This window comes from Streptomyces sp. NPDC012637 (assembly GCF_042954805.1).
Lineage (GTDB): Bacteria > Actinomycetota > Actinomycetes > Streptomycetales > Streptomycetaceae > Streptomyces.
In genome coordinates this window covers 115,853-131,105 of the sequence record NZ_JBIBDS010000005.1, presented here as the reverse complement: position 1 = coordinate 131,105, position 15,253 = coordinate 115,853, and the positions used below count along the sequence as shown (strand labels likewise).

The following is a 15,253-nucleotide window of genomic DNA, read 5'->3' as shown; positions in this document are numbered from 1 at the left end:
GCGGGCGCGCTCGTGGACACGCTTGGGGAAAGCTCTTTTCGAACGGCCGTCCCGCGCACCTCCCGCCCGCCCCCGCCCGTGAAGGAGTGCCCTGCATGCGCCATGAGCAGCCGTGGACCTACCACCGCGGAGAAGGGCTGCGCACGTTCGGTGTGGAGGAGGAACTGCTCCTCGTCGATCCCGAGACCGGGGTCCCGCAGCCGCTCTCCGGCACCGTCACCGAGATCGCCGGCTGGCACGCCGACGTGCTGCGGCGCTCCGACCGGGTCGAGCCGGCGAAGGCCGAGCTGTTCTGCGAGATGCTGGAGATCGGCACCCGGCCCTGCGTCACCTCGGCCGAGCTCGACGAGCAGCTGCGGCAGGCCAGGATCGCGGCCGCGGCCGCGGCCAAGGAGGCCGGTGCGGCGGTGGCGGCCCTCGCGACCGCGCCGGTGCGGTTCGACCCGCTGCTCAACCCGGCCGACCGGTACCGGCGCATCGAGGACCGGTTCGCCCGGCTCGTCGACGACAAGCTCACCTGCGCCTGTCACGTCCACGTCCACCTCACCTCCGCCGAGGAGGGCGTCGGCGTCCTCGACCGGATCCGGCCCTGGCTGGCGCCGCTCCTCGCGCTCAGTGCCAACTCGCCGTTCTGGCAGGGCCGGGACACCGGCTACGCGAGCTGGCGGCACCAGCTCTGGTCGCGCTGGCCGATGGCCGGGCCGAGCGAGCTGTACGGCGACGTCGAGGCGTACGAGGAGACCACGCGGGCGATGCTGGCGAGCGAGGTGCTCGTCGACGACCACATGGTCTACTTCGACGCCCGGCTGTCCCGCCGCTATCCGACGGTGGAGGTCAGGGTCGGGGACGTGTGCCAGCACGTCGAGGACGGTGTGCTGTTCGCCGTCCTCGTCCGCGCGCTGGTGGAGACCGAGGCCCGGTCCTGGCGGGCCGGCCTGGAGGCCGACCCGGTGCCGACCGCCGTCCTGCGCCTGGCCGCCTGGCGGGCCAGCCGGCACGGCCTCGCTGACGAGCTGCTGCACCCGCTGACCTGGCAGCCGGCCCGGGCGGCGGAGGTGCTGCAGGCCCTGCTCGACCACGTCGCCCCGGCCCTGGACGCCGCGGGCGACCGGGACCTGGCGGTGCGCGGCGTCGAGCAGCTGCTCGCCCGGGGCACCGGAGCGGACCTCCAGCGCGCCGCCCACGACGGCGACCCGGGACTGGCCTCGGTGGTCGCCGACGCCGTACGCCGGACCCTCCCGGCCTAGACGCCGTGCGCCGGGTCCTACCGGCCCAGGCGTTTCTTTCGGATCAGGGCCGGACAAGGCCGCGCGAGACCCGGCAGAGGCGGCCTGGGTACGGGCGGTGGGGCGCCCTCCCGGAGGAGGACGCCCCGCCGCCGCGCCCGGGGGTGTGTCAGGCCGCCGCGCTCACCGCGACCTCCGCCGGAGCGAGGGCGAGCTCCAGGACCTGGCGGACGTCCGTGACCGGGTGGACGTCCAGCTTCTCCAGGATCTCGGCCGGCACGTCGTCCAGGTCCGCCTCGTTCCGCTTGGGGATCACGACCGTCGTGATGCCCGCGCGGTGGGCGGCGAGAAGCTTCTGCTTCAGGCCGCCGATCGGCAGGACCCGGCCGGTCAGGGAGACCTCGCCGGTCATCGCGACGTCCGTGCGGACCAGCCGGCCGGAGAGCAGCGAGGCCAGGGCCGTGGTCATCGTGATGCCCGCGCTCGGACCGTCCTTCGGGACCGCGCCCGCCGGGAAGTGGATGTGCACGCCGCGGTCCTTCAGACCGGTGACGGGCAGCTCCAGCTCCGCGCCGTGCGAGCGGAGGAAGGAGAGCGCGATCTGCGCGGACTCCTTCATCACGTCGCCCAGCTGGCCGGTGAGGGTCAGCCCCGCCGCACCCGTCTCCGGGTCGGCCAGCGAGGCCTCGACGTAGAGGACGTCGCCGCCGGCGCCGGTGACCGCGAGCCCGGTGGCCACGCCGGGCACCGAGGTGCGGCGCTCCGCCGGGTCCTGGGCGGACTCGGGCACGTGGTGCGGACGGCCGATCAGGGCGCGCAGGTCGTCCGCGCCGATGACGAACGGGAGCTCCCGCTCGCCCAGTTCGTGCTGGGCGGCCACCTTCCGCAGCAGCCGGGCGATCGAACGCTCCAGGGTGCGGACGCCCGCCTCCCGGGTGTACTCGCCGGCCAGCCTGCGCAGCGCCGCCTCCTCCAGGACCACCTCGTCCTTCTCCAGGCCGGCCCGCTCCAGCTGCCGGGGCAGCAGGTGGTCACGCGCGATGACGACCTTCTCGTCCTCGGTGTAGCCGTCGAGGCGGACCAGCTCCATGCGGTCGAGCAGGGCCTCCGGGATGGCCTCCAGGACGTTCGCCGTGGCGAGGAACACCACGTCGCTCAGGTCGAGTTCGACCTCCAGGTAGTGGTCGCGGAAGGTGTGGTTCTGCGCCGGGTCCAGGACCTCCAGGAGCGCCGCCGCCGGGTCGCCCCGGTAGTCGGAGCCGACCTTGTCGATCTCGTCGAGCAGGACCACCGGGTTCATCGACCCGGCCTCCTTGATGGCGCGGACGACACGGCCGGGCAGCGCGCCCACGTACGTACGCCGGTGGCCGCGGATCTCCGCCTCGTCACGGACGCCGCCGAGGGCGACCCGGACGAACTTGCGTCCCATCGCGTGCGCGACGGACTCGCCGAGCGAGGTCTTGCCGACGCCGGGCGGTCCGACGAGCGCGAGCACGGCGCCCCCGCGCCGGCCGCCCACGACGCCCAGCCCGCGCTCGGCACGCCGCTTGCGCACCGCCAGGAACTCGGTGATGCGCTCCTTCACGTCCTCCAGGCCCGAGTGCTCGGCGTCCAGGACCGCCTTCGCGCCCTGGATGTCGTACGCGTCCTCGGTCCGCTCGTTCCAGGGGAGCTCCAGCACGGTGTCCAGCCACGTGCGGATCCACGACCCCTCGGGCGACTGGTCGCTGGACCGCTCCAGCTTCTCGACCTCCTTGAGGGCCGCCTCGCGGACCTTCTCGGGCAGGTCGGCGGCCTCGACGCGGGCGCGGTAGTCGTCGGACTCGTCCCCCTCGCCCTCGCCGTTGAGCTCGCGCAGCTCCTTGCGGACCGCGTCCAGCTGACGCCGCAGCAGGAACTCGCGCTGCTGCTTGTCGACGCCCTCCTGGACGTCCTTCGCGATGGTCTCGGCGACGTCCTGCTCGGCCAGGTGGTCGCGCAGCTGCGCGGTGGCGAGCCTGAGGCGGGCGACCGGGTCGGCGGTCTCCAGGAGCTCGACCTTCTGGTCCAGGGTCAGGAACGGCGAGTAGCCGGAGTTGTCGGCGAGGGCGCCGACGCCCTCGATCTGCTGGACACGGTCGACGACCTGCCAGGCGCCGCGCTTCTTCAGCCAGCTGGTGGCCAGCGCCTTGTACTCCTTGACCAGTTCGGTCACGGAGCCGGGCAGCGGGTCGGGCAGGATCTCCTCGACGGCGGCGCCCTCGACCCACAGGGCAGCGCCGGGCCCGGTCGTCCCGGCGCCGATCCGGACGCGGCCCCGGCCGCGGATCAGCGCGCCGGGGTCGCCGTCGGACAGCCGGCCGACCTGCTCGACGGTGCCGAGCACACCGGTCCCGGCGTAGGTGCCGTCCACCCGCGGCACGAGCAGCACGCGCGGCTTGCCGGCCCCGCTGCGCGCGGCGGCCTGCGCGGCCTCGACCGCGGCCCGTACGTCCGGGTCGGACAGGTCCAGCGGCACCACCATTCCGGGCAGCACGACCTCGTCGTCGAGCGGCAGCACAGGCAGAGTGAGCGGCGCGGACGCCATGGACTCAGATGCCATGATCTCCCCTTCGGCAGTCAAGTTGAGCTATGTGGACTCAATGCACCTGCGCCGCCGAATGTTCCCCGACGCGTGTTCGCTCTGAGCGATCAGCCATCCGCAGGCCGTGAACAGCGGCTGTAATGCCTCCATGGATATCTCAGCCATTACAGCGGCGTGGGTGGCCGGCTGGACCGCCTCCCGCGGCACGCCGCCCGCCGTCGCCGAGCCCTGGGGCTACCGGATCGATGTCGGACTGCCCGGGCACGTCTTCCGGCACGTGCTGCCGTACCCGGACGAGGTGTCCGTGGGCAAGCTGTGCGCGGCGATCACCGAACCGGGCGCCTGGCTGAAGGTCATGGCGGCGCCCGAGGACGTGGCGCCCTGGATCACCGAGGGCTGGACGATCCCCGACGACCCCGGCTTCATGATGACCAAGCGGCTCGACCCCTCGGTCCGGCCCGCGCCGCCCGAGGGGTACGCGCGGACCACGGAGACCAGGGACGGGGTGATCCGGGTGCGGATCCTCGCGCCCGACGGGACCCTGGCCGCCCGCGGCCAGATCGCGCCGACCGGGCCGACCGCCGTCGCCGACCAGATCGAGACCGACCCGGCCCACCGCCGCCGCGGCCTCGGCGCGAACGTGATGCGCACCCTGGAGGCCGCCGCCGCCCAGGCGGGCGCGGAGACCGGGGTCCTGTCGGCCACGACCGACGGCATGGCGCTCTACGACTCGCTCGACTGGCACTACCGGGGCCCGCTCACCGGGATCGTCCGCACCGGTTGAGCCGTTCCGTCCGCACGGTTGAGCCGTTCCGGCTGCGCGTTTGAGCCGTTCCGTCCGCGCGGTTGAGCCGTTCCGGCTGCGCGGACGCCGGGTGAAGGGGCATGCTCGGGCCATGGAGTACGCGAAGCGGTACGGGACGGCGGCGGTGCTGGCCGCGGTCGTCGCCGTGGCGGGCTGCGGCCGGTCCCCGGCGGCGCCTCCCGACGACTCGGGCCTGAGCGTGCCGCCGGCCCCGAGCGCCCCGGCCACCCCCACGGCCGGGACGGACCGGCCCGCGCCCCGGGAGGTGCTGGTCGAGGTCGTCGTGAACGGCGGCTTCGCGGGCGTGCGCAACAAGCTGGTCGTCCGCCACGACGGCTCGTACGAACTCCGCAAGGGCACCGGGGAGCCCGCCTCGGGCCGGATGACGAAGGCCCAGGTCGCCGAGCTGCGCGCGGCCCTGGAGGACCCGGCGTACGCCAGGGTCCCGGACCGTCCGACCGGCGCGCCCGCCCCGGACGGCTTCGAGTACTACGTCACGTACGCCTACCGGCTCGTCGTCACCCGCGACGGCGAGGACCGCCCGCCCGCGCTGGAGCGGGTCTTCAAGGCGCTCCCGGAGGGCCACCCGCCGACCGCGCCCTGAGCCCGACGGCGCCCCAGGAGGCGCCCGGGTCGCGCCCGTCACCTGGGACCGCACCTACGGCACCCCCGTGGACGCCCGCCGCACGCTCCACCGGATCGAGCACTACGTGACGCACGAGGCCCCGCGCCCGTGAGACCGCCCCGCGGCTCGTCGGGCAGGCTCGTTAACCGTTTGTCCCGGCCGTCCGAGGACGCCCAGGATGGCCGGGACGAACGCGTACACATCGAGCACATCGAGCCACGGAGTGAGCATGAGCAGCCCCGTCACCCTCGACCGCCGTGAGGGCCCGTACGGAGAAGTCGTCCTGCGCCGCCGGGACGCCGAGGACCGCACCCACTACGAGATCATCGCCAACGGCACCTTCCTGATGGACACCTCCGACGGGCGTTCGGAACGGCTGCTCGTCGACGCGGCGATGGACGCGCTGCCCGGGGACCGGCGGACCGGCCCCGCCGTCCTCATCGGCGGCCTCGGCGTCGGCTTCTCGCTCGCGCACGCCGCCGCCGACCCGCGCTGGGGGCGGATCGCCGTCGCCGAGCGTGAGGAGGCGATCATCGACTGGCACCGGCAGGGGCCGCTTTCGGCCGTCTCGGGCCGGGCGCTCGCCGATCCGCGCACCGTGATCCTGCACACGGACCTGATGGAGTACCTCCGCACCACCTCCGACCACTACGACGCCCTCTGCCTCGACATCGACAACGGGCCGGACTGGACGGTCACCGAGGACAACGAATCCCTTTACTCCGCCGAGGGTTTGGCCGCCTGCGCGGAGCGGCTCGTCCCGGGCGGAATCCTCGCCGTGTGGTCGGCGCGGCCGTCCGCCGATTTCGAAGACTCGTTGCGGAATGCCGGATTCAGCGGGGTACGGACCGAAGAGGTCCCCGTTGCCCGGGGCGTCCCCGACGTGGTCCACCTCGCCGTCCGGCCCGCCTGATCACCTGCGTAGCCTTGACGCCGCCGGTGCCTCTAGGCTGCTGCACCGACATCGGCGACGCGAGGCGGGGCAATGGAGCAGACACACACCACGAACCAGGGTGCGGCGACGACTCCGGGAGCCCAACGCCGTGTCCTGGTCGTCGAGGACGACGCCACCATCGTGGAGGCGATCTCCGCGCGGCTGCGGGCCGAGGGCTTTCTCGTCCAGACCGCGACCGACGGCCCGGCCGCCGTGGACGCCGCCGAGGCGTGGCAGCCGGACCTGATGGTGCTCGACGTGATGCTGCCCGGCTTCGACGGGCTCGAGGTGTGCCGCCGGGTGCAGGCCCAGCGCCCCGTCCCGGTCCTGATGCTCACCGCGCGGGACGACGAGACGGACATGCTGGTCGGCCTCGGCGTCGGCGCCGACGACTACATGACGAAGCCGTTCTCGATGCGCGAGCTGGCCGCCCGGGTGCACGTGCTGCTGCGCCGGGTGGAGCGGGCCGCGCTCGCGGCGGTCACCCCGCGCAGCGGGATCCTGCGGCTCGGCGAGCTGGAGATCGACCACGCGCAGCGCCGGGTCCGGGTCAGGGCCGAGGACGTGCACCTGACGCCCACCGAGTTCGACCTGCTGGTCTGCCTGGCGAACACCCCGCGTGCGGTGCTCTCCCGCGAGCAGCTGCTCGCCGAGGTGTGGGACTGGGCGGATGCCTCCGGCACCCGGACCGTGGACAGCCACATCAAGGCCCTGCGCCGGAAGATCGGCGCCGAGCGGATCCGTACGGTCCACGGGGTCGGGTACGCGCTGGAGACCCCGGCGCCGTGAGCCGCCGGGGGCCGCACCCCGAGCGCCGCCGCAGGCGCCGGATCGTCATCTCGATCAAGACCAAGCTGGGCGCTCTGGTCGTCGGGGCGGTCCTGCTCACCTCGGGACTCGCGCTGGTGGCGATCCGGACCTCCACGGAGTTCCGCTACATCACGATCTTCGCGATGATCGCGACCCTGTTGATCACCCAGTTCGTGGCGCAGTCCCTGACCGCGCCGCTGGACGAGATGAACCACGTGGCCGGGTCGATCTCGCGCGGCGACTTCAGCCGGCGCGTGCGCGGCGCGGACCGCCGCGACGAGCTGGGCGACCTCGCCTCGACGATCAACCGCATGGCGGACGACCTGGAGGCGGTCGACCGGCACCGCAAGGAGCTGGTCGCCAACGTCTCCCACGAGCTGCGCACCCCCATCGCCGCGCTCCGCGCCGTCCTGGAGAACGTGGTGGACGGCGTCTCCGAGGCCGATCCGGAGACCATGCGGACCGCCCTGAAGCAGACCGAACGGCTGGGCCGGCTCGTGGAGACCCTGCTCGACCTGTCACGGCTCGACAACGGTGTCGTCACGCTCAAGGCACGCCGCTTCGAGGTCTGGCCGTACCTGTCCGGCGTGCTGCGGGAGGCCAATCTCGCCGCCTCCCAGCGCGGCCTGTCCTCCACCTCGGGCCTGCACAACCGCACGGACGTCCATCTGCACCTGGACGTGTCGCCGCCGGAGCTGACGGCGCACGCGGACGCCGAGCGGCTGCACCAGGTGATGGCCAACCTGATCGACAACGCCGTGAAGCACTCGCCGCCGCACGGCCGCGTGACGGTGCGGGCGCGGCGCGGGCCCTGTCCCGACTCGCTGGTGCTCGAGGTCGAGGACGAGGGCCCCGGCATCCCGGAGTCGGAGCGGCACAAGGTCTTCGAGCGCTTCAACCGCGGCACGGTCCCGGCCCAGCAGGGCCCGGGGAGCGACGGCGGCACCGGTCTCGGCCTGGCCATCGCCCGCTGGGCGGTGGATCTCCACGGCGGTCACATCGGAGTGGCCGAATCCGCACGTGGCTGCCGGATCCAGCTCACCCTTCCGGGGAGCCTTCCGCCGCGCCGTTGACGTAGGGTTCGAACCGGAAGCTCTCGTTCTGCGTGTACGTGTACGACTGCTCACACGAGTGCTCGTAGCGGATACCCGTGGGATCCGGTCAGGGGTGCGGCCAACTGGGCCGCAGCCACGGTTCCCCGTACCCTCACAGAACCGGAACCCCGCTTGTTTCCCGCCATTCACGGCACCGAAACACCTCGTCAAGTGTGACTTGCGCGACGTTGGAGCGCCCGGCCTGCACCTCCCGGCCAGGGAGGCGTAGCCTTTATTTCCGCTGTCCATCACCTTGCGAAGCGGAAGAGGGCGGTTGCCGCCGTGTCGTCTCAGTCCCCCAGTACCCCGAGCTCCCCGGCCGACCAAGACGGGCAGGGCGTGAGCCCCGCAGCCGCCTTCGGTGCCAACGAGTGGCTCGTCGACGAGATCTACCAGCAGTACCTCCAGGACCCGAATTCGGTCGATCGTGCCTGGTGGGACTTCTTCGCCGACTACAAGCCGGGTGGTGCGGAGAGCCCCGCAGCCCCGGCCGCCACCACGCCGAGCGCGCCCGCCGCGCCGCAGGCGGGCCCCGCACAGGCCGCGCCTGCCGCTCCTGCGGCCTCCGTGCCCGCTCCGGCCGCCGCTCCGGCTCCGGCTCCCGCCGCCCCGGCTCCGGCCCCGGCGAAGCCCGCCGCCGCTCCGGCCGCCGCGAAGCCCGCGCCCGCCCCGGCGAAGCCCGCCGCGGCCCCCGCGACCGAGGCCCCCGCCGGCCCGGAGCTCATCACCCTGCGCGGCCCGGCCGCCGCCGTGGCGAAGAACATGAACGCCTCGCTGGAGATGCCGACGGCCACGTCCGTCCGCGCCGTCCCGGTGAAGCTGCTCTTCGACAACCGGATCGTCATCAACAACCACCTGAAGCGCGCCCGGGGCGGGAAGATCTCCTTCACGCACCTCATCGGCTACGCGATGGTGCAGGCGATCAAGGCCATGCCGTCGATGAACTACTCCTTCGCGGAGAAGGACGGCAAGCCGACCCTGGTCAAGCCGGAGCACGTGAACTTCGGCCTCGCGATCGACCTGGTGAAGCCGAACGGCGACCGCCAGCTCGTCGTCGCCGGCATCAAGAAGGCCGAGACCCTGAACTTCTTCGAGTTCTGGCAGGCCTACGAGGACATCGTCAAGCGCGCCCGCGTCGGCAAGCTGACGATGGAGGACTTCACCGGCGTCACGGTCTCCCTGACCAACCCCGGCGGCCTCGGCACCGTCCACTCCGTGCCGCGCCTGATGCCCGGACAGTCGGTCATCATGGGCGTCGGCTCCATGGACTACCCGGCCGAGTTCCAGGGCACCTCCCAGGACACCCTGAACAAGCTGGGCATCTCCAAGGTCATGACCCTGACCTCGACCTACGACCACCGGGTCATCCAGGGTGCCGCCTCCGGCGAGTTCCTGCGCATCGTCTCCAACCTCCTCCTCGGCGAGGACGGCTTCTACGACGACGTCTTCAAGTCGCTGCGCATCCCCTACGAGCCGGTCCGCTGGCTCAAGGACATCGACGCCTCGCACGACGACGACGTCACCAAGGCCGCGCGCGTCTTCGAGCTGATCCACTCCTACCGGGTCCGCGGCCACGTCATGGCCGACACCGACCCGCTGGAGTACAAGCAGCGCAAGCACCCCGACCTGGACATCACCGAGCACGGCCTCACCCTGTGGGACCTGGAGCGCGAGTTCGCGGTCGGCGGCTTCGCCGGCAAGTCGATGATGAAGCTCCGCGACATCCTCGGCGTGCTCCGCGACTCGTACTGCCGCACCACCGGCATCGAGTTCATGCACATCCAGGACCCGAAGCAGCGCAAGTGGATCCAGGACCGCGTGGAGCGCCCGCACGCCCGCGTGGAGCGCGAGGAGCAGCTGCGCATCCTGCGCCGGCTGAACTCGGCGGAGGCCTTCGAGACCTTCCTGCAGACCAAGTACGTCGGCCAGAAGCGCTTCTCCCTCGAGGGCGGCGAGTCGGTCATCCCGCTGCTCGACGCGGTCATCGACTCCGCGGCGGAGTCCCGCCTCGACGAGGTCGTCATCGGCATGGCCCACCGCGGCCGCCTGAACGTCCTCGCGAACATCGTCGGCAAGTCGTACGCGCAGATCTTCCGCGAGTTCGAGGGCAACCTCGACCCGAAGTCGATGCACGGCTCCGGCGACGTGAAGTACCACCTGGGCGCCGAGGGCACGTTCACCGGCCTCGACGGCGAGCAGATCAAGGTCTCCCTGGTCGCCAACCCCTCCCACCTGGAGGCGGTCGACCCGGTCCTCGAGGGTGTCGTCCGCGCCAAGCAGGACGTCATCAACAAGGGCGGCACGGACTTCACCGTCCTGCCGGTCGCCCTGCACGGTGACGCGGCCTTCGCGGGCCAGGGCGTCGTGGCCGAGACCCTGAACATGTCGCAGCTGCGCGGTTACCGCACCGGCGGCACGGTCCACATCGTCATCAACAACCAGGTCGGCTTCACCGCGGCCCCCGAGTCCTCGCGTTCCTCCATGTACGCGACGGACGTGGCCCGCATGATCGAGGCGCCGATCTTCCACGTGAACGGCGACGACCCGGAGGCCTGCGTCCGCGTGGCGCGGCTCGCCTTCGAGTTCCGCCAGACGTTCAACAAGGACGTCGTGATCGACCTCATCTGCTACCGCCGCCGCGGTCACAACGAGGGCGACAACCCGCAGTTCACCAACCCGCAGATGTACAACCTGATCGACAAGAAGCGTTCGGTGCGCAAGCTGTACACCGAGTCGCTCATCGGTCGCGGCGACATCACCCTGGAAGAGGCCGAGCAGGCCCTCCAGGACTTCCAGGGCCAGCTGGAGAAGGTCTTCGCGGAGGTCCGCGAGGCCACCTCGGCCCCGGCGCCGACCCAGGTCCCGGACGCCCGGCCCGAGTTCCCGGTCGCCGTCACCACCGCGGTCTCCCAGGAGGTCGTGAAGCGGATCGCCGAGTCGCAGGTCAACGTTCCGGACCGGGTCACGGTCCACCCGCGTCTGCTGCCGCAGCTGCAGCGCCGCGCGGCGTCGATCGACGACGGCACCATCGACTGGGGCTTCGGCGAGACCCTCGCCATCGGCTCGCTGCTGATGGAGGGCACCACGGTCCGCCTGTCGGGCCAGGACTCCCGTCGCGGCACCTTCGGCCAGCGTCACGCGGTGCTCGTGGACCAGGAGACCGGCGAGGACTACACCCCGCTGCTCTACCTGACCGAGGAGCAGGCCCACTTCAACGTCTACGACTCGCTCCTCAGCGAGTACGCGGCGATGGGCTTCGAGTACGGCTACTCGCTGGCCCGCCCGGACTCCCTGGTCGTCTGGGAGGCCCAGTTCGGTGACTTCGTCAACGGCGCGCAGACCGTCGTCGACGAGTTCATCTCCTCGGCCGAGCAGAAGTGGGGCCAGACCTCCGGCGTCACCCTGCTCCTGCCGCACGGCTACGAGGGCCAGGGCCCGGACCACTCGTCCGCCCGCCCGGAGCGCTTCCTCCAGATGTGCGCCCAGGACAACATGACGGTCGCCATGCCGACGCTGCCGTCGAACTACTTCCACCTGCTGCGCTGGCAGGTCCACAACCCGCACCACAAGCCGCTCATCGTCTTCACCCCGAAGTCGATGCTGCGTCTGAAGGCCGCGGCCTCGAAGGTGGAGGAGTTCACCACCGGCGGCTTCCGCCCGGTGATCGGCGACACGACCGTCGACGCGGCGAACGTCCGCAAGGTCGTCTTCTGCGCGGGCAAGGTCTACTACGACCTGGAGGCCGAGCGTCAGAAGCGCGGCGACACGGAGACCGCGATCATCCGTCTGGAGCGCCTGTACCCGCTGCCGGGTGCCGAGCTGCAGGCCGAGATCGCCAAGTACCCGAACGCGGCGAAGTACATCTGGGCGCAGGAGGAGCCGGCGAACCAGGGTGCCTGGCCGTTCATCGCGCTCAACCTGATCGACCACCTGGACCTGGCGGTCGGCGCGGACATCCCGGCGGGCGAGCGCCTGCGCCGGATCTCCCGCCCGCACTCCTCGTCCCCGGCGGTCGGCTCGGCCAAGCGCCACCAGGCCGAGCAGGCCCAGCTGGTCGCGGAGGTCTTCGACGCCTGATCGTCGGACCGGGCTCGTACGACCGGAGGCCCGGCACCCCACTCGGGGTGCCGGGCCTCCGGCGTCTCCGCGTCACGGGGCCTTACGGGGCCTCACAGGTTGGCCTCGAAGTCCCAGTACGGCCGGTTCCGCTGGCGCGCGGACAGGGTGTGCGGGTGCTGGGCGCCGAGCGTACGGGTGAGGGTGAGCAGGGCGTCCTCCTCCAGCTTGGCCGCCTCCTCGTTCTCCCGGAGGCCGCGCAGGTCGGTGGCGAGCGCCACCTGGCCCGACAGGGTGAGCGGATGCTCGTTGCCCAGGGTGTGCCGGGCCCGGCGCAGGGTGTCGCGGCTCAGCTCGGCGGCGTCGGCCACCCGCCCGTTGAAGTTGCGGGCGGCGCTGGTGTTCAGGGCGCAGCCGAGGACCCAGGGGTGGTCGGGTCCGAGCGAGGAGGTCAGACCGGCGAGTGCGGCTTCCAGGATGGCCAGCGCGCTGGTCCGTTCGCCGGACGCCTGCATGACGAGCGCGGTGTTGGCGAGCACACCGGTGGCGATCGGGTGGGCGGGGCCGAGGAGGGCGCGGTAGCCGGCCTCGGCCTCGTGGCTGAGCTCCCGGGCCTGGTCGAGGTCGCCGTGTTCGCGCAGGTAGTTGGCGTAGTTGTTGATGGACGACAGCGTGATGAAGTGGTCGCGCCCGTGCACCTGCTGCATCTGGTCGAGCAGGCTGGCCATGGTGGCGCCGAGGTCCTGCGGGAAGCTGCCCTCCCGCCGGCGGCACAGGGCGAGCTGCGCCCGGGCGTACAGGGTCTGCAGGTGCTGTGAGCCCAGGATCCGGACCTGTACGCGGACGTTGGCCTCCTGACGGGCCAGCGCCTCGCGGTAGTGGCCCAGCAGGCGCAGGTCGTGGGCGACGTTGTTGCTGGTGATGAGGGTCTGTGAGTGCAGGGCGCCGAGGGCGCTCTCCGCGCGGGTGAGGGAGGCGATGTCCTGGTCGTACGCCTCCTTGTAGCGTCCGAGGTTCCGCAGCACGACCCCGAGGTTGTTGCCGGCGACGAGGGTGAGGTACTCGTTCTCGCCGAGCAGGCGCTGGGCCTCGGCGAGCGCCTCGCGCTGCATCCGTTCCGACTCCTGGTACTGACCGAGGTAGCGGAGGTCGCTGGCGATGGAGATGTCCGAGCGGAGGGAGCCGAGCGGGTCGGGGGCCGGCGCCTCGTCGAGGCGGGCGCGCACGGCGAGGTCCAGCTGGTACGCGTCGCGGAAGCGCCCGTACTTGCGCAGGATGTCGCACTCCTGGTTGGTGAGCTCCAGCATCTCGGGGCTCACCGGGTCCATGAAGCCGGACCACTGTTCCCGGATCTTCTCCGCGAGCCGGATGCCGGCCCGGTACTCGGCGCTGCGGTAGCAGTAGCGCAGACAGTTGAGCACGGCGGTCTGCACGCGCGGGTTGCGGCTGGCCAGCGCCCCCGAGGGCTCCAGGTGCGGCAGGAGTTCGGCGTACCGGGGCCAGTTCCGGCTGTCCATGGGGTCGCCGGGATCTGCCTCGGCGAGCAGGGTACGGACGGCCTTGCGGTGGGCCGTGCGGTGTTCGCCGTCGGTGAGCCGGGCGACGATGTCGTGGACGAGCCGGTGCATGTGCACGGACTCCTGGTGGGGTCCCACCTCGCCGCTGACGACCGAGCCGCGCGACTCGCGGCTGAGCACGGAGAAGTTCACCAGGGTGTCCAGGGCCCGGGACCAGGCGGCCAGGTCGTTGACCATCCAGCGCAGGTCCTCGGGGAGGTCGGCCTGCGGGTAGGCGCGGATGAGACCGAGCGGGATGCGGCCGGGGGCGAAGGACGCGCACAGGCTGAGCACGTCGATGGCCTGGGGCTGGGACAGCCGGAGCCGGTTGATCAGTATCGACCAGGAGGTGAGGGACGCGTGCGGGAAGCCCTCTCCGCCGGACGGCTCGTCCACGGTGGAGAGCCGTCCGTCACGGACCATGCGCAGGTACTCGGGGACCTCCATGCGGGACTCGCCGAGCCAGGCGGCGGCCTGGACGAGCGGCAGCGGCACGTCGCCGAACTCGGCGGCGACCTCGTCGGCCTCGGGTGCGGTGATGTGCGGGGCGCGGCGCATGAGGTAGGCGGTGGACTCGGCGCGGTCGAAGCTGGGGACCTCGAGGATGTCGGTGTAGTCGCCCCAGCCGCGGTTGCGCGAGGTGATGAGGACGTGGCCGGGGCCGTGCGGCAGCATCACGTTGGCGCCGTCGGTGTCGTCCCAGCCGTCGAAGACGACGAGCCAGCGGGAGTGCGGGGCGCCGCGGCGCAGGGCCTCGCGGACGGCGCGGATGCGCTCGCCGGGCTCGTTGCCGGTGGAGAGGCCGAGTTGGGCGGCGAGCTCGCCGAAGCGGTCGCGCTGCACGTTGCGGTCGTCGGAGCTGACCCACCACACGACGTCGTAGTCGGAGCTGAAGCGGTGGGCGTACTCGGCGGCGATCTGGGTCTTGCCGATGCCGGACATGCCGAGCAGGGTGCAGGCGGCGTTGCCGCGCTCGGCGTCCATGAGCCGTTCCTGGAGCTCGGTGAGCAGGTCGTCGCGGCCGGTGAAGCGCGGGTTGCGGCGCGGGACCTCGCCCCAGACCTCGGGCGGCGTGTCCGGGAAGCGGACGAGTGCGCCGGCGGGCAGCCGCCGGCCGGTGGTGCGGCCGGGGTCGACGCCGAGCCGGCTGAGCAGCCGGGCCTCGGCCTCCTCCTCGCCGACGCCCCACAGGCTGACGGGTTCGAGGACGGCGGTGGCCGGGAGCAGGGTCCGGTTGGTGAGGTTGACGGCGGCGAACCGCTCCGCGTGGGCGGCGACGAAGCCGCGCAGCACGTCGTTCCACTCGCCGGCCTGGCGCGGGCCGAGCTGGAAGAACCAGTCGTCCAGGACGAGCAGCACGTGTCCGCGGGCGAGCAGCAGGTCGCCGAGCGAGTCCTCCAGGGGGACGTCGCGGGGCGGGTCCCAGCGCTGGAGGCTGGCGCGCACCCCGTGGGCGTCGAGCCGCTGGTTGATCCAGGTCGCCCACGGGCGGTGATAGCCGGGGAAGACCACGAGGACGTGCCCCGGCGCGCTCCTGGCTCCGTGGTCCACCGCACCGCCCGACCGCTGTTCCGCCATCTGTCG

9 protein-coding genes are annotated in these 15,253 nt (G+C 72.2%); 7 read left to right on the top strand and 2 right to left on the bottom strand.

Features of this window, described 5'->3' with window-relative positions:
* The first annotated feature begins 95 nt into the window (after nt 1–95).
* Nucleotides 96–1,247: a glutamate--cysteine ligase gene (locus tag ACFY8W_RS21015; protein ID WP_391107210.1), complete on the top strand. Its 1,152-nt coding sequence runs from the start codon at nt 96–98 to the stop codon at nt 1,245–1,247.
* A gap of 148 nt (nt 1,248–1,395) precedes the next feature.
* Here the strand turns inward: ACFY8W_RS21015 and lon are convergent, their stop codons facing one another.
* The gene (lon, locus tag ACFY8W_RS21010; RefSeq protein ID WP_391107207.1) at nt 1,396–3,807 is read right to left on the bottom strand and encodes an endopeptidase La; all 2,412 of its coding nucleotides are present in this window, start codon (nt 3,805–3,807) and stop codon (nt 1,396–1,398) included.
* Nucleotides 3,808–3,937: 130 nt separating this feature from the next.
* Between lon and ACFY8W_RS21005 the strand changes: the two genes are divergently transcribed.
* The 6 genes from ACFY8W_RS21005 (at nt 3,938) to ACFY8W_RS20980 (ending at nt 12,134) form a co-directional block, all read left to right on the top strand.
* Nucleotides 3,938–4,573 (top strand): GNAT family N-acetyltransferase, encoded by a 636-nt coding sequence (locus ACFY8W_RS21005; protein WP_391107204.1) that lies wholly within the window; start codon nt 3,938–3,940, stop codon nt 4,571–4,573.
* Between the two features lie 112 nt (nt 4,574–4,685).
* Nucleotides 4,686–5,198, top strand: coding sequence for a hypothetical protein (locus ACFY8W_RS21000; RefSeq protein ID WP_391107202.1), 513 nt, complete (start codon nt 4,686–4,688; stop codon nt 5,196–5,198).
* A gap of 250 nt (nt 5,199–5,448) precedes the next feature.
* On the top strand, nt 5,449–6,132 hold the full coding sequence (locus ACFY8W_RS20995; RefSeq protein ID WP_391107199.1) for a spermidine synthase: 684 nt from the start codon (nt 5,449–5,451) through the stop codon (nt 6,130–6,132).
* A gap of 72 nt (nt 6,133–6,204) precedes the next feature.
* A complete protein-coding gene (locus ACFY8W_RS20990) occupies nt 6,205–6,942 on the top strand; it encodes a response regulator transcription factor (protein WP_128978112.1) in 738 nt (245 codons plus the stop codon).
* Nucleotides 6,939–8,036, top strand: a complete 1,098-nt coding sequence (locus tag ACFY8W_RS20985) for an ATP-binding protein (protein WP_391107196.1) — start codon at nt 6,939–6,941, stop codon at nt 8,034–8,036. The genes ACFY8W_RS20990 and ACFY8W_RS20985 overlap by 4 nt, the downstream gene beginning before the upstream one ends.
* Nucleotides 8,037–8,339: 303 nt before the next feature.
* Nucleotides 8,340–12,134: a multifunctional oxoglutarate decarboxylase/oxoglutarate dehydrogenase thiamine pyrophosphate-binding subunit/dihydrolipoyllysine-residue succinyltransferase subunit gene (locus ACFY8W_RS20980; RefSeq protein ID WP_391107193.1), complete on the top strand. Its 3,795-nt coding sequence runs from the start codon at nt 8,340–8,342 to the stop codon at nt 12,132–12,134.
* A gap of 92 nt (nt 12,135–12,226) precedes the next feature.
* Here ACFY8W_RS20980 and fxsT read toward each other — a convergent pair whose 3' ends face one another.
* A complete protein-coding gene (fxsT, locus tag ACFY8W_RS20975; protein WP_391107190.1) occupies nt 12,227–15,247 on the bottom strand; it encodes an FxSxx-COOH system tetratricopeptide repeat protein in 3,021 nt (1,006 codons plus the stop codon).
* Nucleotides 15,248–15,253 lie beyond the last annotated feature (6 nt).

Excerpts from the sequence above, each read along its gene's own strand:
- ACFY8W_RS21000 (WP_391107202.1), top strand. The coding sequence starts at position 4,686 with ATGGAGTACGCGAAGCGGTACGGGACGGCGGCGGTGCTGGCCGCGGTC.
- fxsT (WP_391107190.1), bottom strand. The coding sequence starts at position 15,247 with ATGGCGGAACAGCGGTCGGGCGGTGCGGTGGACCACGGAGCCAGGAGC.
- ACFY8W_RS20990 (WP_128978112.1), top strand. The coding sequence starts at position 6,205 with ATGGAGCAGACACACACCACGAACCAGGGTGCGGCGACGACTCCGGGA.
- ACFY8W_RS21005 (WP_391107204.1), top strand. The coding sequence starts at position 3,938 with ATGGATATCTCAGCCATTACAGCGGCGTGGGTGGCCGGCTGGACCGCC.
- lon (WP_391107207.1), bottom strand. The coding sequence starts at position 3,807 with ATGGCATCTGAGTCCATGGCGTCCGCGCCGCTCACTCTGCCTGTGCTG.
- ACFY8W_RS21015 (WP_391107210.1), top strand. The coding sequence starts at position 96 with ATGCGCCATGAGCAGCCGTGGACCTACCACCGCGGAGAAGGGCTGCGC.
- ACFY8W_RS20995 (WP_391107199.1), top strand. The coding sequence starts at position 5,449 with ATGAGCAGCCCCGTCACCCTCGACCGCCGTGAGGGCCCGTACGGAGAA.